This is a genomic window from Orbus sasakiae (assembly GCF_039542345.1).
GTDB lineage: Bacteria > Pseudomonadota > Gammaproteobacteria > Enterobacterales > Orbaceae > Orbus > Orbus sasakiae.
This window is the reverse complement of the sequence record NZ_BAABHY010000005.1, coordinates 227,831-246,347: the sequence shown is the minus strand read 5'-3', so window position 1 is coordinate 246,347 and position 18,517 is coordinate 227,831. Positions and strand designations below refer to the sequence as shown.

The window sequence follows — 18,517 nt, the reverse complement described above, 5'->3', positions numbered from 1 at the left end:
TCATTTTAGTTTATTAAAAAATAAATTTTGTTAATCAATGAACTAAACTTATTTTTACTTATCAAAAAATTGCTTATCCAACAAGATAATCTGAGTATTAGATAATTCAGTTTTACATTTTGATATAGAAAAAAACTATACCAAATAATAAAAAAATAGAATTATAAAATAACCAAAAAGTTTGTTATCTTCAAAAAAGGTAAATTATAACCCGTTAATTGAGGACACAAACATGACAACATCTGCTATCGGCTATCCAAGAATCGGCAAACTTCGTGAATTAAAATTTGCAATAGAATCTTACTTTAAAGGCGACAAGAGCCAAGCTGAATTAATTACGATTGCAAAGGGGTTACGTAAAGCGCATTGGCAACAGCAAGCAACAAGTCAGATTGAACATATCTCTTCAAATGATTTTTCATTCTATGACGCAGTCCTTGATACAGCATGCTTGCTAAATGTTATTCCAAACCGTTATCAAAAATTAGCACTACCTGAATTAGATCAATATTTTGCAATGGCACGGGGTTATCAAGGTGATAAGGGTGACGTACATGCCCTTGCGATGAAAAAGTGGTTTAACACTAACTATCACTATTTAGTGCCAGAAATTGAATCAAACACAGACATCAAACTCGTCGGGACTAAACCATTTGATGAATACCAAGAAGCAAAACAGCTTGGTATTGAAACAAAACCCGTTATCATTGGGCCATTAACCTTTTTAAAACTGGCTAAAATTACTGCTGGTCAAAACTACCAACATTATCTTGATGCAACGATTAAAGCCTATAGTGACATTATTGCTAAATTTGCAGCGCTTGGCGTGACCTGGCTACAAATTGATGAACCGATTTTAGTCACCGACCTCAACCAACACGATATTGCAAATTTTGAAAAAATTTACCAAACGTTATTATCACAAAAAGGCTCAGTAAAAATCTTACTACAAACCTACTTTGGTGATATTCGTGATTGTTACTCTCAAGTGATCGCCTTACCATTTGATGGTATTGGTATCGATTTTGTGGAAGGTAAAGAGTCATTAGCATTATTACAAAAATATGGTTTTCCCGCTGATAAACAGCTCTTTGCTGGCGTGGTGAATGGTAAAAATATCTGGCGTAATAATTATGCTAAAACCTTATCTTTATTGACGCAAATTAAGCAAAAAACCGCTAATATTGTGATAAATACATCATGTTCATTATTGCATGTGCCTTATACACTGCAAAGTGAAACCAAATTAACAATAGCGCAAAAAGCCTATTTAACGTTTGCACAAGAAAAATTACAAGAATTAGCGGAATTAGGACAATTATTCAAAGAACACGATCCAAAGCAACATGCAGCCTATAAATCCAATCAAACACTGTTTACCCGTGAGCGTGAAGGAACCAACCAAGCAATTAGACAAAAAGTCAGTGCACTAACCGAGCAAGATTTTGTTCGCTTACCGGAATTTTCACATCGTGAAGTGATTCAACGACAAACACTAAACTTACCGCCTTTACCCACCACCACAATTGGTTCTTTCCCACAAACCAGTGATGTGCGTGTAAACCGAGCTCAGTTTAAAAAAGGCGAAATCACGCTTGAACAATACACCGCGTTTAATAAACAAAAAATTTCTGATTGTATTGAATTACAAGAAGTGATCGGACTTGATGTCTTAGTTCATGGTGAATTTGAACGTAATGACATGGTTGAATATTTTGGGGAAAGCTTAAATGGCTTCATCTTTACCGAAAAAGCATGGGTACAATCATACGGTACACGCTGTGTTAAACCACCGGTTGTATGGGGCGATATCTCACGTTCAAAACCGATTACCGTTGAATATTCAGAGTATGCACAAAGTTTAACGGACAAACCCGTAAAAGGCATGTTAACCGGTCCTGTAACCATTTTAAATTGGTCGTTTCCTCGTGAAGATATCTCTTACAAAGATTCTGTATTCCAAATCGCGCTGGCCATTGCGGATGAGGTTTTAGATCTTGAAGCTGCTGGTATTGGTATTATCCAAATTGATGAAGCCGCTTTAAAAGAGAAGTTACCACTACGTAAAGCAGATTGGCACAGTGAATATTTAGATTGGGCGATTCCCGCATTTCGCTTAGTTCATAGCAAAGTGAAACCGCAAACACAGATCCATACCCACATGTGTTATAGCGAATTTACTGACATCATTAAAGAGATCGACCAAATGGATGCGGATGTGATTTCATTTGAAGCATCGCGCTCTAATCTCGAGATTATTGATGTGTTGAAACAAAATAATTTTAAAACAGAAGTTGGGCCAGGTGTATACGATATTCACTCGCCACGCGTACCTTCAACTCATGAAATACGCCAAACGATTGAAAAATTACTCACTAAAATCGATAAACAAAAACTTTGGATTAACCCTGACTGTGGCCTAAAAACACGTGGTGAGCAAGAAGTCGTTGCAAGCTTAATTCACCTTGTGAAAGCGACACAGGATGTTCGATTGGAGTTATAGCAATGAAAATGAATCAACTATTTAAAGATAAAACCGTATTGTCTTTTGAGGTTTTCCCGCCGAGGAAAACCTCACCACTGGAATCCATTTATGGCACGTTGCGTGAACTGGGTAATTTGAAACCCGATTTTATCAGCGTGACATATGGTGCGGGCGGAAGTTTAAATGGTGAAACCACCATAAATATTGCCCACGCAGTAAAACATACTTACGGGATTGAAAGTGTCGCCCATTTACCGTGCATTCATTTTAGTAAAGATGACATTCGATCAATACTCAAAGAATTACAATTTGCGGGTATTGATAATGTATTAGCGCTTCGCGGTGATATCACACCAGAATGGCAACCTAAACAAGATTTCCGCTATGCCAGTGAACTCGTGTCATTTATTAAAGAGAATGGTGACTTTAATATTATTGGTGCCTGTTATCCTGAAGGACATACTGAAGCAACCACCCTTAAACAAGATTTGATTAATTTAAAAGAAAAGGTTGATGCAGGTACCGATCAACTGATTTCTCAGTTATTTTTTGATAATGAATATTTTTATGTGTTCCGGGATAAGGCGGCTGACATGGGCATTCATGTGCCGATTGAAGCGGGGATTATGCCTGTTGTGAATAAAAAGCAAATTGAAAAAATGGTATCAATTTGTGGCGTCAATCTACCGAAAAAATTTAAACAAATGATGGAAAAATATGAACATCATCCTGAAGCATTTCGTGATGCGGGTATTGCCTATGCAATTGACCAATTAGTTGATTTAGTATCACAAGATGTTGACGGTGTTCATTTGTATACCATGAACAGTTCCTTAATCGCCAGACGGATTAACGAGGCTGTCGCCACGTTGTTCACCGTACCGAAACATATCCACTAGAACCACAATAACGGGCCTTATGGTCCGTTTTTTTATGATGACAAAGCGCAAATACACTCATCACAGTTGATGATGCCAAAAAGGGTATTAGGATAAATGTGTCATCAGAGTGAAATAATGAAAGTAAAACAAGAAAAGAAATTGGTTGCGGGGGCTGGATTTGAACCAACGACCTTCGGGTTATGAGCCCGACGAGCTACCAAGCTGCTCCACCCCGCGTCAGAGAGGTGCTTATAATATAGCATTCAAAAAAGATTGCAACTATTATTATGGCAGATGTCTAAAAGATAAACAAAACAGAGGGATTAAATAAGACTTTGCTGATTTAATCGCCGGTTCCTCATCAAGCTTTCACACAATCGCATCGTAATCTACCACGGCACGTTAAGATCATTTTTGCTAATGGATTAGGCATGATAAAGCGATTGAGATATGTTAGACTTATTTTTAGTATTTATAATCATGTCGTGAGAGTTAAGCATATGAAGTTTAAAGCGATTTTATTCGGTTTTGTCTGTTATTTTTTTGTTGTTACCAGCTATGCTAAAACACCCTCTCTCGATGAGCTACGCTCTCGCTTTGGTCAATGGCAAACAACCTATCAATCTCTGTCAGATGCAGAGCAAAAAAAATTACTGGATTCACTTAAAGACTATCCACTCTATCCCTACGCGCAGTATCAATATTTGAAAGCGCATTTGGATACCATAACCCCCACTGAAATGAATCAATTTGTAGCACAAAATGATGATTTCCCGCTAACCACAGGACTGATGCAAGACTACTTAGATGTGCTTGGCAAACGCAATGCTTGGCGTAGTATTGTTGCTTTAAATATTGATAACTCAATTACCTCGCGCTGTCGTTATCAATATGCATTATTACAGTTACGCAACAAAGAGTCCGCATTTAAGCCAATTAAAAATATTTGGTTATCGGGTGATGATTTACCCTCTGCCTGTGATGCCATCTTTGAGGAATGGAGTAAAACCAGTGAAAAAACAGCGAATCTGATTCTACTCCGTATTGAACTTGTCTTAAAAAAGAATAACGTTAAGCTGGCTCGTTATTTAACAGATCAATTACCCGATAACTATAAAACACTGAAGAAAAATTTATCGACCTTGCTGGATAAACCAAAATCACTACCGGATTTTGCTAAAAATATCTCACCAAGTTCATTTAGCCAAAAAATGGTGAATCTTTCGTTCGCTCGCTTTGCCAGCATTGATGCAGATACAGCAAAAGCCATCATTCCAACATTAGTTAAACAACAAAAACTGAGTAAAGATGATGAAAATGCAATGTTACGCGTTATTGCAAATAACTATTTCAAAGACAGTGCGACCGATCAGCAAGTCAAATGGCGACAACAATTTATTGCTCAAGATCGATCGACCTCATTGGTTGAACGTGAAATTCGTTTAGCACTCAGAACAAACTCACTTGATGATGTTGCTTACTGGCTAAATGTGTTATCAAAACAAGATAGCCAAAAAGATGAATGGCAATACGTGAAAGCCATGATATTAAAAAATCAAAAGCAGCAACAACAAGCGAATGACATCCTAAGTGCTTTAGCAAAAGGTCGTGGGTTTTATGCGATGTACAGTGCCCAACTTCTCAACCAACCTTACCATTATGATTTCAATTATGTTGTGGTAACGGGGACAACATCACCACAAAAAGAGTTAGCACAGCTTAAGCAAAAATACCAAAACGATACCGTCATTAAACGTATCGATGAATTGCGCTATTGGCAAATGTTAGCAGACGCAACCCGTGAATGGCGTAATTATTTATACAGTGATATCAGTCATAAAAATTATGCCGAGCTTGCGCGTTATACACATCAAATTGGCTGGGGTGAGCACAGTATCCAAGCGACTATCGCGGGTAAATTATGGGACAACTGGATTGAACGTTTCCCGATTGTTTATCAAGATCTTTTTAATCAATCATTGAGTGAAAAATCCATACCGCTTTCTTATGCATTAGCCATTGCAAGGCAAGAAAGTGCACTCGATGCAACAGTACAATCCCCCGCTGGTGCACGCGGATTGATGCAATTAATGCCAGCAACAGCGAAAGATAGTGCCAAAAAAGTCCCTGATTTAAACTACCAATCAGCCAACCAACTTTACGATCCTAAAGTGAATATACAGCTCGGTACTTATTATCTTGATTATGTTTATCAACTTTTTGATAACAACCGAATTTTAGCATCGGCGGCGTATAATGCGGGCCCAAACCGAGTTAATCGCTGGTTACAAGAAACCGATGGAAAACTCGATGCCGTCACTTTTATTGAAACGATTCCTTTTACAGAAACACGAAATTATGTTAAAAGTGTACTAGTTTATGATTACATTTATCAGCTAATGTTAAAAAATAAACCTAATACCATTTTGCATGATAATGAAATTGAACGTAAATATTAATTGACCTTGATAGGTAACCACATAGTGTTAAACGAGTAGATAATGAAAGACGATGATTGGCAAAATACAGTAAATTTTTTACAGCAAGCATTTGCAGATAATTACCAGTTTGATATTTTCAAACTTTTGCTGACAACAGATGAGCGTAGTGCGCTTGTGACTCGGGTTAAAATCGTAAAAGCCTTATTAGAAGGCACCATTAACCAACGCCAGCTCAAAGACCAGTTAGGTATTGGAATTGCGACAGTAACCCGTGGCTCGAATTCATTGAAAGATGTGTCACCTCAATTCAAGCAATGGCTTGAAACAAGCTTACTTGATAAACAAAAAGGCGCTTAATATCAGCGCCTTTTTTATCAACTCAAGTCCGGTTATGCATCATCTTGTTTCATAATAACTGGGACACAATAATCACATTCAACACTCGGAATTTCCATAATATCACTATGAGAAGTTAAGTTACTGTGATTATAGTGAATTTCAATCGTATCACCAGGGCGCAGTTTGACTTTTAACATTGGGATGGCTGCAAAATAGATTTGTGAAATAAAATCAAGCAAACCGAGTGGTGGGCCAATATATTTAAAACAGACATATAAGCCGCCTTTACTCACGTATTTTTCAGCATTTTCAATAATACTATTATCTTCAATACCAATTGTATAAAGAACTTCTTGTTCATCAATATGATCTTTACCTTTAAGTACACGGCTAAACGTATAGACTTTATTTGGTAAAACCGCATTGCTTTTGAAATACTTCGCCATATAATCAGTAAAGAACTGTTTTCTTAAAATCGCATTATGTTGTAATAACTCATTTAAATTACAGTTATTTTTGTAGGTAATACCACAAAAGACCTGCTGTGGTAAATCAACAAAAGTTGGCTCTGGTAATTTCAATTGCGTTTTATTCAATTCAATTGGTGGGGTTAGACCACGCGGATCCCACAATTCATTACGACGATAAGTTGCAGGTGTGACATTAAATTGCTTTTTAAACGAACGCGTAAACGTTTGCTGTGAATCGAAGCGGTACTGCATCGCAATATCTAAGATAGGTTTACTTGTTAACCTAAGCGCCAACGCCGCATGTGTCAGACGACGGTGACGGATATATGTCCCTAAAATTTGACCGGTGACTTTTTTAAACATTCGCTGTAAATGCCATTTTGAATAGCCAGACTTATCAGCAACATGATCAATAGACAGAGGCTGTTCTAAATTTTTTTCAATCCATTTAATTAAATCAGAAATAATATTGGCTTGATTCATCATAATGCGTCATATCCATAAACTAAGTCACATGTTTCGCGATTATGCCGTAACTCTAAGCATAATCAAAGAAAAAAATAAAAATTTTCAAATTTTTACTTTTTAATAATAGGAATGTGTTCCTGCCTGATGATCGGTTAAATCTCGGACGCCCGTTAATTCTGGGAATTCGGTTAACAGTTGTTTTTCAATCCCTTCTTTTAAGGTCACATCAACCATCGAACAACCATTACAACCGCCACCAAATTGAAGAATCACATGCTTATCATCCGTGATTTCAACCAAACTCACATAACCGCCATGGCTAGCTAATTGCGGATTAATTTGAGCTTGTATCATATAATTAACACGTTCAATGAGTGGGGCATCATCATCAACACGTTTCATTTTAGAGTTAGGTGCTTTTAATGTGAGCTGAGAGCCTAGTTCATCGGTCACAAAATCAATTACCGCTTCATCTAAAAATGGGGCACTGATTTCATCAATATAAATCGAAAAGTCTTCATTTTTTTCTTCAATATCTGACTCTTCAACAGAATCTGGTGGGCAATACGATACGCCACACTCAGCCGTTGGTGTGCCAGGATTAATCACGAAAACGCGGATTTGGGTGCCTTCAGGTTGGTTACTTAATAGCTTTTTAAAATGTGCTCTTGCAGCATCATTAATGGTAATAATTGACATACGCTTCTCACTTGTCGATAACAGCTACCCTAAATATCAGGATAATAGTTGACTGTATTCATCAATTATATAGCTTGTTTTAGCTTTTACAAGCTCGTCCGGCATAAACACAAAATTTGAATATAACGGGCACCTTGCAACCTTAACTGTTTACTTACTGCATTAATCGTATGACCCGTTGTGACAATATCATCAATAACAGCAATCGTTTTTCCTGTTAGATTAGAATGACATTCAAAAGCAGACGCCACATTACGTTGCCGCGCTATTTTTGATAGCGTTTTCTGATCCTGCTTTTTAACATTGCATAATATTAAATGAGGCTGAAAATCTGCAGCGAGCCAATGTGCAATATGCTTGGCTAACAAGGCTGATTGATTATAACCACGTGACCAATAACGTGATCGATGCAATGGTACACATGTCACAATGTCTGGGCGAGCGATGCCCGTCGCTAAACGTTGTTGATACCATGCTAAAAACATTAACCGCGCAAGGGCAAATGAAAAAGCCGTTTTTTGCGCTGATTTAAATTGGTAAATTAGCTTGGTAAATGGTGCTTTATAATCGGCAACCGCGATCAATCGCTGCCAATTTGGCTTAAGTTCATGGCAGTGATAACACGATTGCTGCTGATTAAATAACGGTAAACCACAGACACCGCAACCCGTAATACAATGCGGTAAGTGCTGAAAGCATTGACTACAAATTCCCCATGGTAAATTAAGTGGAAGCTGGCATAAAACACAGTTCATAATGACTCCTTATCGATAATCAAAATGATGTTAATTAAATATTGCAAGCTATTGTCAAGTAAGCAAATATTGTGCGAAACGTGACGCAGTATTACGTAAATTTTGCGGAAAAAATTCCTATCATAAAAAGAATTAGCTATAATGTTTCGGTTTAATTGATTTGAAGGATATTTAAAGTGAAAACAATAAAAGTACTACTCTTGTCATTTGCGCTATCACTTATCTCTACTTTCGCCATGGCAAATACTAAAGTATTAATGGAAACAACCGTTGGTAATATTGAAATCGAACTAGATACAGAACATGCTCCCATCACCACCAAAAATTTTCTCGATTATGTCAACAGTGGTTATTATGATGGTTTAACCTTTCATCGTGTGATCCCGAATTTTATGATTCAAGGTGGCGGCGCAGATGATCAGCTCAACTTTAAAGAAACCCGTGCACCCATAAAAAATGAAGCTGACAACGGTTTAAAAAACCAACGTGGTACCATTGCAATGGCAAGGACCAGTGTTGTTGATAGTGCAACGAGCCAATTTTTTATTAACGTTGCTGATAACGATTTCCTCGACTACCAGTCTGAAAGCAAATACGGCTACGCCGTATTCGGTAAAGTCATCAATGGAATGGATGTCGTAGATAAAATCGTCGCAGTGAAAACCGGCCGTAAAGGACCTCATCAAAACGTGCCATTAGAACCAATTTACATTACCAAGGTAAGTGTTGTTGAATAAACACCAATAGCCATTTATCGATTAATAAAAAAGCGCCAAAGGCGCTTTTTTTTTTATTTTAATTGCATTAATAAATTCGCTAATGAACGCACACCAACACCCGTTGCCCCGGTTGCCCATAATGCTGTCGCACTTTTACGAAACGTCGCAGAACAATCAATATGCAACCAATTCTTTTTATAATTTTTGACAAAATACGATAAAAAGGCTGCAGCAGTGCTTGCTCCTGCAGTATTTGGTAAACCTGAGTTAGCAATATCAGCAAAAGATGATGGAAATTGCCCCCGATGAAACTCCGCAAGTGGTAATTGCCAAAAAGCTTCATGCTCACTATCAGCACAATGTAAAAGCTGGTTGGCAAATTTATCATCAAATGACAATAACGATTGGTAGTCGTTGCCTACCGCAACTTTGGCCGCACCGGTTAATGTAGCACAATCAATAATGTATTTAGCGTTATCCTTATCGGCACACAATAAACCATCGGCTAACACTAAGCGCCCCTCCGCATCAGTATTATCAATTTCAACTGTCACATTGTTGCGGTAACGAATAATATCACCTAATTTAAAGGCATCACCGCTGACTAAATTATCAGCACAGCATAAATACAATTTAACACGTTGTTTTAAACCGCGCGCCATAGCAAGGGCTAAAGCACCCGTAACTAATGCTGCACCGCCCATGTCTGCACGCATCGACTCCATAAAACTACTGGGTTTAAGGCTATATCCCCCAGAATCAAACGTAATCCCTTTGCCAACTAAGCAGGCTAAAATAGGGGCATTGCTATCTTGTGTTGGATTATAATCGAGTTCCAGTAACACCGGTGGACGAACCGACCCCCGACCCACCGTATAAAGCCCCATGTAGTTTTTATCTTTTAACGCTTCACCCGCAATAAACTGATAATGAATGTGTGATGATTGTGCGGCTAATAATTCGGCACTACGCTCAGCTAATTGCATCGGGCTTTGATCTTCAGCAGGCTGATTAATAATATCTCGTGACCAATCAATAATGGATAAACGATGTTGTAGTTCTTGCTTATCATTTTTGCTTAACTTAGACCATGTAATTTTGCTGGTTTGGTGTGTTTTAGGATGACGATACCCCAACCAGAAATGCCAATTCGCTTCTAAATCCCAGCCATCTCCAGCTAATTGAAGCTGATAGATTCCCTGACTCTCGATTTTACGTCCAGCGCGCTGAATTGCACCTAATCGATGCTCTTTTTTATAATGAATGGTAATACCTTGATCTGAATAACTTAATAAGGCAGATTTGCCCCATAATTCACTTGCAGGCTCACTCGACAAAAAAACCGACATTTTAGACATACTTTATCACTCCAATGAAAATACCGTTTCGCATCTTAATATCAATATTCTATCAAAATGGGTGAGGAATTATACTGTTATCTTAGCAAAAACAAGGGGATTGACTGATAGTAACATAAAATTTTTTCGTTAAATTTTTATCATAAGCTATCATTATAGTGTAAAAATGATGTAACCAATGCAAATTAGCAGATGATTAAGGTAAATTACGCTATAATTTAATCATGCATCACTAAAATAATAGAGGATAAGATGTTACCGTCATCATCGCCACTTATACCGATAAAAAATGGCATTAACTTTCGTGATCTTGGTGGAATAATAACACAAGATGGACGTCAAATTCGTCCCGGATGCCTGTTTCGCTCTGGTGATTTTTATAATATTAATGCCACCGAACAGCATTTCATCGCAGACTCACTTGGGCTCAAAAATGTACTTGATTACCGAGACCAAACCGAAGCAGAGGCTAGGCCCGATAATCTATGGCAACATGCACATTATTTTAATATTCCAGCTAACCCCTTTAGTGATGAAGTTACCGCAACGTTAACCAAAGAGTTAACTCACAGCGGTTCATTAAAAAAACATTCTCCGTTGGATTTTATGGTCAAACTCTATCAACTATTACCGTTTAATAATCCAGCCTATCAAAAACTTGTCCATTTACTTTTAAACCATAATGGGCAATCGATTGTACAACACTGTGCCATCGGAAAAGACCGTACAGGGGTCGGGGTTGCATTAACATTATTTACATTAGGCGTAGATGAACAAACCATCATGCAAGATTATCTGTTATCCGATCACTTATTAAACGATTTTAGGCAGCATTTATTTGAGCAGTATAAAGATAAATTAACCACTGATGAGCTCATCAACCGACAACAAATTTTTGCGGCAAAACCCGTTTATTTACAGTCAGCAATTGATGCAATAAAAAGCAAATACGGTACCGTTGATGACTGGCTTGAGAATGAGTATCAGTTAACCGAAAAAAATCGCCAAATCATTAAAAATTATTATTTAATTTGATTTAATTTGACATTGTTTAAGGTATACTTACGCTCGCAAATAAGCATAAAAATTAGACGAAACAATAAACCATCTAATACATAATTATAAAAGAGCAATACCTAACAATAATGGGAGCAATGTCATGTTAACAAAAGAAATGACAAAAAAACTAAACGATCAATTAAATCTTGAATTTTATTCATCAAACCTTTATCTACAAATGAGCGCTTGGTGTGATGATCAAAACTTCTCAACTTTCGGTCGTTTTTTACGTGACCACGCTAAAGAAGAAATGGGTCACATGCAACGTCTATTTGATTATGTACAAGATTGTGGTTCACTTGCGATCGTCGGTCAAATTGATGCACCAGAAACACAATTCAACTCACTCAGCGATGTTTTTCAAAAGGCATATGCTCATGAGATCAAAATTAGCCAAGCAATTAATGAATTAGTGGATTACGCATTAACGAAAAAAGATTACTCAACATTTCAATTCTTACAATGGTATGTAGCAGAACAGCATGAAGAAGAAAAACTGTTCAAAACAATCGTTGATAAACTAAATCTTGTTGGTGATAACAAACGCGATCTATTCTTCATGGATAAAGATTTTACACAGGTGCTATCAGAGTCCGGATTACTGGCTGATAATAAAAATGTGTAATTGACATAAACATGACATTTTATGATAAGGCGTTTTGATAAACGCCTTTTTTATTGGCGATGAGCAAACAGTATTAGCAAAAACTAATCTTGCTGCCATAAAACATGTTTGGTGTAATTAAGTAAGGTTTCCGAAATATTTTGCATTACACTACTTTCAGGTGCAAAACGATGCCAATACAGCATACGACGTTGGAATAAACCTTCAGTAAGATTAATCAACTCACCACTTTTAAGCTCTTTTTCAACTTGTAAAATCGGTAGCATACAACATGCAGCCCCTTGTTTAGCCAATTGAACAAAAGCTTCTGATGAACTGGTAATATGACATACCACACTACCGGGTGCTAAATTAAAGTTTTCGTTTAAAAACATTTGGTGCATATCATCTAAATGATCAAATGCAACCGCAGGTGCCTTCATTAAGGTCGAGCGTGTGACGCCATTAGGGAAGTAACGTTTGGCAAAATCAGGTGAAGCCACAAAAATATAATCTAATGCGCCAAGCCGATCAGATAAACAGCCAGGTAACGGCAACTCTTGAATGCTGATCGCGCCGACAACCGTCCCTAAGCGTAGCAGATCAAGCGTGTGTTCTTCATCTTTAATTTGAATATCAAAACGCAGATTATTTCTATCCAATACGGGTTTTAAAGCGGGTAATAACCACGTTGCTAGTGAGTCTGCATTAACAGCAATCGACAACGATAATGGTGTCGTATTATGATCATTATCACCAAGCCATTGCTGCTCAAGTAATTCAACCTGATGAAGTAGTCCTAATAGATGCTCACCTTGTTTGGTTGCTTTCGGTGGGATCGTCCGCACTAATAATTGTTGGCCAAAAAAACTCTCTAATTGCTTAATACGCTGCGATACCGCTGGTTGTGTTATACACAATTTATCAGCAGCACGTTCAAATCCTCGCTCTTTTATTACGGCATCCAATGCTTGTAATGCTCTATAATCTGGACGTTTCATGGTTGTATAATAATTTTTGTTAATATTGCCGTTGAAATATGAATTAATTTATTTTATCAAATTCATAATGATTTTTGCTTCCTAATTGGTTACTATGCCATATCTTACGGAAGATTGCTTTTAAAATTTTTATTTTTTGTGAACATTCAATCAAAGGTGATGTAATGACTCAAGATGAACTAAAAAAAGCAGTAGGCTTTGCAGCGCTTAAATTTGTTAAACCCAAAACAATTGTTGGTGTCGGTACCGGCTCAACCGCTTCCCATTTTATTGATGCCTTAGCAACAATTAAAGATGACATTATTGGCACCGTTTCAAGTTCACAAGCTTCAACAGCCAAATTGAAATCTTACGGCATTCCTGTTTTTGACTGTAATGAAGTTGATAGTCTAGATATCTATGTTGATGGTGCCGATGAAATAAACCATCAAATGCAAATGATTAAAGGCGGTGGTGCGGCGCTCACACGTGAAAAAATCATTGCGGCGCTAAGTCGACAATTTATTTGTATCGTTGATGAATCAAAAATCGTTAATACATTAGGTAAATTTCCATTACCTATCGAAGTGATCCCAATGGCTCGTTCTTATGTGGCAAGAGAGTTGTTTAAACTCGGTGGTAAACCCATTTATCGTGAAGGGGTCCTGACTGACAATGGTAATGTGATTTTAGATATACATGATTTTATGATCCAAGATGCTATTGAATTTGAAAATAGAATCAATGGGATAGCAGGTGTTGTGACTGTCGGAATTTTTGCTAATCGCGGCGCTGATATTGCGTTAGTCGGCACAGCAAATGGGGTTAAAGAGGTAAAGTAGTCGTTCATTTATCAGTTATATCACTAATCTAAAGAGAGGATAAGATGGTAGTTCAAGCATTAACCAAAGATGAAAATAAATTTTTATTACTGGAAGGGGTTCATCCAAGCGCAATAGAAATTTTAAAATCGTCCGGTTATTCCAATATTGAGTACTACAAAGGTGCTCTGGATGAAGACGAATTAAAGCAAGCCATTAAAGATGCCCGTTTTGTTGGCATTCGTTCCAGAACACAACTCTCAAAAGATATTATCGATGCAGCACCAAAACTTGCAGGTATTGGCTGTTTTTGTATTGGTACCAATCAAGTCGATCTTGCTGCGGCCGCAGCAAAAGGGATTCCTGTTTTTAATGCCCCATTTTCAAATACGCGGTCTGTTGCCGAGTTAGTATTAGCCGAAACTATTTTGCTCCTTAGACGAGTCCCAGAAGCGAATGCGCAAGCCCATTTAGGCAAGTGGAATAAAATTGCGATTGGTTCACACGAAGCACGCGGAAAACGTCTAGGGATTATTGGTTATGGCCATATTGGCAGTCAATTAAGTGTGCTTGCTGAAGCATTAGGCATGAAAGTCTACTTTTATGACATCGAAACTAAATTGCCATTAGGTAATGCGAAACAGATGCAAAGCTTACAGGCGCTACTTGAAAAATGTGATGTTATTTCATTACATGTGCCAGAAAATCCTACCACTATCAATATGATCAGCAAAACAGAACTGGCAATGATGAAGCCTCGTTCTATTTTAATTAATGCGTCAAGAGGTACAACCATTGATCTTGATGCATTAGCTGATGCCTTAGAAAGTAAACATATTGCCGGTGCAGCAATCGATGTATTCCCAACAGAACCAGCAAGTAATAGTGAGCCATTTGAATCACCACTATGTAAATATGATAACGTCATTATTACACCGCATATTGGTGGCTCAACCATTGAAGCACAAGAAAATATCGGTATTGAAGTCGCCTCAAAATTAGCCAAATATTCGGATACGGGCTCAACACTCAGCGCAGTTAACTTCCCTGAAGTTTCTTTACCCATTCCAAGTAAAGGCGTGAGTCGCTTCCTAAATATCCATAAAAACCAACCTGGCGTGCTGACCGCAATCAATACCTTGTTTGCCAGCCGTGGTTTGAATATCGCTGCGCAATACTTACAAACTACACCAGAAGTCGGTTATGTCGTCATCGATATTGATAGTGTGGATTTTAGTAAGGCTGAGGAAGTGCTTGTTGAATTGAAGAACGTTGCCGGTACAATCAGAGCAAGACTGTTATTTTAAAAAAACAATTTTAAACAACATTTAACTATAAAAAAAGGTCGATATAATATCGACCTTTTCTTTTTTGTAATACCGATTAAAATTAATCTTTATTACCGCCTCTGTAGGCACGTTTACGATCATTTTCAGTTAAATGACGTTTACGTAAACGGATAGACAGTGGTGTCACTTCAACTAATTCATCATCATCAATAAACTCTAAAGATTGCTCTAGAGACATTTTAATTGCTGGCGATAATGTTGTTGCTTCGTCAGTACCAGAAGCACGCATATTCGTTAATTTTTTACCCGTTAGACAGTTAACAGTTAAGTCATTAGAACGCGTATGAATACCAATAATTTGACCTTCATAAACTTCTGCACCGTGACCTAAGAATAATTTACCACGATCTTGTAAGCTATAAAGTGCATAAGCCAGTGCTTTACCTGTACCATTTGAAATTAATACACCGTTGTTACGTTGACCAATTTCACCAGGACGAACGTCATCATAATGGTCAAATGTTGAATACAGTAAACCTGTACCAGACGTCATCGTCATAAATTCCGTTCTAAAGCCAATTAAGCCACGGCTAGGAATAATATAATCTAAACGCACACGGCCTTTACCATCTGGTAACATATTCGTTAAATCACCTTTACGTAAACCTAATGCTTCCATCACAGAACCTTGGTGTTGTTCTTCGATATCTAAGGTTACTTGTTCAAATGGTTCTTGACGTTTACCATCCACTTCTTTAAAGATAACTTTAGGGCGTGATACACCTAATTCATACCCTTCACGGCGCATATTTTCAATTAATACTGAAAGGTGTAATTCACCACGACCAGAAACACGGAAAGCATCTGGGTCAGGCGTTTCTTCAACACGTAGTGCCACGTTATGAACCAGTTCTTTTTTCAGACGTTCTAAAATTTGTCGTGAAGTCACAAATTTACCTTCTTTACCGGCAAATGGTGAATTGTTAACATTAAAGAACATAGTTACAGTTGGTTCATCAACGGTCAATGCAGGCAATGCTTCAACTGCGCTTACATCACAAATCGTATCAGAAATACCTAATTCACCAAGACCTGTAATCGCAATAATATCACCCGCTTCAGCGACATCTGCTTCATAACGTTGTAAACCTAAGTGACCAAGCACTTGACCCACTTTACCGTTACGTTTTTTACCTTCACTATCAATGATCGTCACTTGTTGGTTTGGTTTAACACGACCGCGTTTAATACGACCAATCCCGATAACACCGACATAGTTGTTATAATCAAGTTGTGAAATTTGCATTTGGAACGGACCATCTGAATCGACTTTAGGCGGTTCAACATGTTTTACAATCGCTTCAAATAATGGCGTCATATCTGGTGCTAGTGTTTCATGATCAACACCCGCAACCCCCATTAATGCTGACGCATAGATAATAGGGAAATCTAATTGTTCATCAGTTGCACCTAGGTTAACAAATAGATCAAAAACTTGGTCTACAACCCAATCAGGACGAGCACCAGGACGGTCAACTTTATTGATAACAACGATTGGTTTTAAACCATAAGCAAACGCTTTTTGAGTTACAAAACGTGTTTGTGGCATCGGGCCATCCATCGCATCGACAAGTAATAATACAGAGTCAACCATCGACATTACACGTTCAACTTCACCACCAAAATCGGCATGTCCTGGGGTATCCACGATATTAATACGGTAATCATTCCAATTAATTGCAGTATTTTTAGCTAAAATGGTAATGCCACGCTCTTTTTCTAAAGCATTGGAGTCCATTACACGTTCAGCTTCTTCGCCACGCGTTTCACCAAGTGTACCTGATTGCTTTAATAGCTTATCAACCAGTGTTGTTTTACCATGGTCGACGTGCGCGATAATGGCAATATTTCTTAAATTTTCAATCACAATATTTATTCCAGAATAATTAACAGGACAATTAGGCGCAAAATTATACACCTTTTTTACCATAAGTGTTGATCAAGATCACAAATAATCGTATTTATTTTTGAAATAGGTCTCATTTTTCATACAATACTTGGCTATTATAGCGAATTATCATCAATTTGTTGAATAACGCTAAAAGAGAATTCAATATAGATACACGATTCTTGTCTCAATTCGTTGACTCACAGGCATAAATATTCGGGATTTTACACACTCAGCATTAATTTCAGTCAAATTAATTATCAAAATACGCTTTTATTAATAGGTAAATATTTTGAATACTCAAATTCAGATTAAAAAGATCGCAAACGGTAAAAAACTAAACGATGTCGAACAGCGTGTATTAAACTATATCATTGAAAATATTGATGATGTAATGAGCATGGGTGTACGGGGGATTGCTAAAAATAACTATACCTCAACGTCAGTAATCATGCGCTTAACCAAAAAGCTTGGCTTTACAGGCTTTGTGGATATGCATTACAAACTGTATCCACAAATCAAAAACAGTACGCAAATAAGTCTCACCAATACGGCCTATCAACATAATAATTTATTTTCAATACCACATTTAACTCAGTTTAATGACTACCATCTGCTACAAGCATTTGCCGAAAAATTATCCCTACTCGATCATAAATTCTTTTTCATTTATGCGACCGGTTTTTCTGGCATTATTGCAGAATATATCCATAAAAAATTGTTGGTTTTAGGTAAAAAAAGCATGTTGGCAAGCGGATCGGATTCAGCAGCTGTGTTTGAAAATAATTTAAGCCATATTGGCATCTTTTTAGCCGTATCAAAATCAGGTCACACCGAACAAGTTGTTAATAAGGCTCGCACCGCACGAGAAAATAATATCTTTGTCGTGTCATTTACCAATGAACTTGCCAATCCATTAGCGGAACTGTCGGATATTAATTTTAAAATCGAAGACAATAATAAACTTGATGACTTAAATATTTTCCCAAATCCTTTTTTTCCTAATTTACTGATGTTATTTGAAGCGATTACTTACGAATATCATCAACAAATTATCGCCAAGCAGTAAATCACAAACAAACTCATCCCCTTGATGGTAACAGGTTTCTAAATGCTGAAACCTGTATCTAATCACCGAATCAATATATACATCACCTTTGCTCTGGATATAGTATTTATCCATACGTTAATCACCACATGA

The 18,517-nt window shown here is 37.4% G+C and carries 16 protein-coding genes and 1 tRNA gene; 10 read left to right on the top strand and 7 right to left on the bottom strand.

Annotated features, from left to right (window positions below; genetic code table 11):
- The first annotated feature begins 232 nt into the window (after window positions 1-232).
- Window positions 233-2,503, top strand: a complete 2,271-nt coding sequence (metE, locus tag ABEA36_RS10315; RefSeq protein WP_345491817.1) for a 5-methyltetrahydropteroyltriglutamate--homocysteine S-methyltransferase — start codon at window positions 233-235, stop codon at window positions 2,501-2,503.
- Between the two features lie 2 nt (window positions 2,504-2,505).
- Window positions 2,506-3,384, top strand: coding sequence for a methylenetetrahydrofolate reductase [NAD(P)H] (gene metF / locus ABEA36_RS10310; protein ID WP_345491815.1), 879 nt, complete (start codon window positions 2,506-2,508; stop codon window positions 3,382-3,384).
- A 142-nt stretch (window positions 3,385-3,526) separates the two neighbouring features.
- Here the strand turns inward: metF and ABEA36_RS10305 are convergent.
- A tRNA-Met gene (locus ABEA36_RS10305) sits at window positions 3,527-3,603 on the bottom strand.
- 263 nt (window positions 3,604-3,866) lie between these two features.
- Between ABEA36_RS10305 and sltY the strand changes: the two genes are divergently transcribed.
- Window positions 3,867-5,825: a murein transglycosylase gene (gene sltY, locus ABEA36_RS10300; protein ID WP_345491813.1), complete on the top strand. Its 1,959-nt coding sequence runs from the start codon at window positions 3,867-3,869 to the stop codon at window positions 5,823-5,825.
- Window positions 5,826-5,867: 42 nt separating this feature from the next.
- The gene (gene trpR / locus ABEA36_RS10295; protein WP_345491811.1) at window positions 5,868-6,164 is read left to right on the top strand and encodes a trp operon repressor; all 297 of its coding nucleotides are present in this window, start codon (window positions 5,868-5,870) and stop codon (window positions 6,162-6,164) included.
- Between the two features lie 32 nt (window positions 6,165-6,196).
- Here the strand turns inward: trpR and robA are convergent, their stop codons facing one another.
- From robA to ABEA36_RS10280, 3 genes are all read right to left on the bottom strand, one after another.
- Window positions 6,197-7,102 (bottom strand): MDR efflux pump AcrAB transcriptional activator RobA, encoded by a 906-nt coding sequence (robA, locus tag ABEA36_RS10290; protein WP_345491809.1) that lies wholly within the window; start codon window positions 7,100-7,102, stop codon window positions 6,197-6,199.
- 99 nt (window positions 7,103-7,201) lie between these two features.
- Window positions 7,202-7,777 (bottom strand): Fe-S biogenesis protein NfuA, encoded by a 576-nt coding sequence (nfuA, locus tag ABEA36_RS10285; RefSeq protein WP_345491999.1) that lies wholly within the window; start codon window positions 7,775-7,777, stop codon window positions 7,202-7,204.
- Between the two features lie 92 nt (window positions 7,778-7,869).
- On the bottom strand, window positions 7,870-8,538 hold the full coding sequence (locus tag ABEA36_RS10280; protein ID WP_345491807.1) for a phosphoribosyltransferase family protein: 669 nt from the start codon (window positions 8,536-8,538) through the stop codon (window positions 7,870-7,872).
- A 167-nt stretch (window positions 8,539-8,705) separates the two neighbouring features.
- On the opposite strand from ABEA36_RS10280, the gene ABEA36_RS10275 reads away from it, so the two are divergent.
- Complete coding sequence (locus tag ABEA36_RS10275; RefSeq protein ID WP_345491997.1) at window positions 8,706-9,275, top strand: peptidylprolyl isomerase; 570 nt, start codon at window positions 8,706-8,708, stop codon at window positions 9,273-9,275.
- 53 nt (window positions 9,276-9,328) lie between these two features.
- On the opposite strand, the gene pepB is transcribed toward ABEA36_RS10275, so the two are convergent.
- The gene (gene pepB / locus ABEA36_RS10270) at window positions 9,329-10,606 is read right to left on the bottom strand and encodes an aminopeptidase PepB (RefSeq protein ID WP_425571933.1); all 1,278 of its coding nucleotides are present in this window, start codon (window positions 10,604-10,606) and stop codon (window positions 9,329-9,331) included.
- A 261-nt stretch (window positions 10,607-10,867) separates the two neighbouring features.
- Here pepB and ABEA36_RS10265 point away from each other — a divergent pair, with 261 nt between their 5' ends.
- Both ABEA36_RS10265 and ftnA read left to right on the top strand, forming a co-directional pair.
- Window positions 10,868-11,650, top strand: a complete 783-nt coding sequence (locus tag ABEA36_RS10265) for a tyrosine-protein phosphatase (protein WP_345491805.1) — start codon at window positions 10,868-10,870, stop codon at window positions 11,648-11,650.
- Between the two features lie 124 nt (window positions 11,651-11,774).
- Window positions 11,775-12,299 (top strand): non-heme ferritin, encoded by a 525-nt coding sequence (gene ftnA, locus ABEA36_RS10260; RefSeq protein WP_345491804.1) that lies wholly within the window; start codon window positions 11,775-11,777, stop codon window positions 12,297-12,299.
- 83 nt (window positions 12,300-12,382) lie between these two features.
- On the opposite strand, the gene ABEA36_RS10255 is transcribed toward ftnA, so the two are convergent.
- On the bottom strand, window positions 12,383-13,279 hold the full coding sequence (locus tag ABEA36_RS10255; RefSeq protein ID WP_345491801.1) for a LysR family transcriptional regulator ArgP: 897 nt from the start codon (window positions 13,277-13,279) through the stop codon (window positions 12,383-12,385).
- 164 nt (window positions 13,280-13,443) lie between these two features.
- Here ABEA36_RS10255 and rpiA point away from each other — a divergent pair, with 164 nt between their 5' ends.
- Window positions 13,444-14,100: a ribose-5-phosphate isomerase RpiA gene (gene rpiA, locus ABEA36_RS10250; protein ID WP_345491799.1), complete on the top strand. Its 657-nt coding sequence runs from the start codon at window positions 13,444-13,446 to the stop codon at window positions 14,098-14,100.
- A gap of 44 nt (window positions 14,101-14,144) precedes the next feature.
- Window positions 14,145-15,386, top strand: a complete 1,242-nt coding sequence (gene serA / locus ABEA36_RS10245; RefSeq protein WP_345491797.1) for a phosphoglycerate dehydrogenase — start codon at window positions 14,145-14,147, stop codon at window positions 15,384-15,386.
- 82 nt (window positions 15,387-15,468) lie between these two features.
- Here serA and typA read toward each other — a convergent pair whose 3' ends face one another.
- Window positions 15,469-17,295 carry a translational GTPase TypA gene (typA, locus tag ABEA36_RS10240; protein ID WP_345491995.1) on the bottom strand — a complete coding sequence of 609 codons (1,827 nt, stop codon included), beginning with the start codon at window positions 17,293-17,295 and terminating at the stop codon, window positions 15,469-15,471.
- Between the two features lie 325 nt (window positions 17,296-17,620).
- Between typA and ABEA36_RS10235 the strand changes: the two genes are divergently transcribed.
- Window positions 17,621-18,385 (top strand): MurR/RpiR family transcriptional regulator, encoded by a 765-nt coding sequence (locus ABEA36_RS10235; protein ID WP_425571932.1) that lies wholly within the window; start codon window positions 17,621-17,623, stop codon window positions 18,383-18,385.
- Window positions 18,386-18,517 lie beyond the last annotated feature (132 nt).

What these genes read in the sequence shown, in the direction of transcription:
- metE (WP_345491817.1), top strand. Translation starts at nt 233, where the DNA reads ATGACAACATCTGCTATCGGCTATCCAAGAATCGGCAAACTTCGTGAA.
- metF (WP_345491815.1), top strand. Translation starts at nt 2,506, where the DNA reads ATGAAAATGAATCAACTATTTAAAGATAAAACCGTATTGTCTTTTGAG.
- sltY (WP_345491813.1), top strand. Translation starts at nt 3,867, where the DNA reads ATGAAGTTTAAAGCGATTTTATTCGGTTTTGTCTGTTATTTTTTTGTT.
- trpR (WP_345491811.1), top strand. Translation starts at nt 5,868, where the DNA reads ATGAAAGACGATGATTGGCAAAATACAGTAAATTTTTTACAGCAAGCA.
- robA (WP_345491809.1), bottom strand. Translation starts at nt 7,102, where the DNA reads ATGATGAATCAAGCCAATATTATTTCTGATTTAATTAAATGGATTGAA.
- ABEA36_RS10280 (WP_345491807.1), bottom strand. Translation starts at nt 8,538, where the DNA reads ATGAACTGTGTTTTATGCCAGCTTCCACTTAATTTACCATGGGGAATT.
- pepB (WP_425571933.1), bottom strand. Translation starts at nt 10,606, where the DNA reads ATGTCGGTTTTTTTGTCGAGTGAGCCTGCAAGTGAATTATGGGGCAAA.
- ABEA36_RS10265 (WP_345491805.1), top strand. Translation starts at nt 10,868, where the DNA reads ATGTTACCGTCATCATCGCCACTTATACCGATAAAAAATGGCATTAAC.
- ftnA (WP_345491804.1), top strand. Translation starts at nt 11,775, where the DNA reads ATGTTAACAAAAGAAATGACAAAAAAACTAAACGATCAATTAAATCTT.
- ABEA36_RS10255 (WP_345491801.1), bottom strand. Translation starts at nt 13,279, where the DNA reads ATGAAACGTCCAGATTATAGAGCATTACAAGCATTGGATGCCGTAATA.
- rpiA (WP_345491799.1), top strand. Translation starts at nt 13,444, where the DNA reads ATGACTCAAGATGAACTAAAAAAAGCAGTAGGCTTTGCAGCGCTTAAA.
- serA (WP_345491797.1), top strand. Translation starts at nt 14,145, where the DNA reads ATGGTAGTTCAAGCATTAACCAAAGATGAAAATAAATTTTTATTACTG.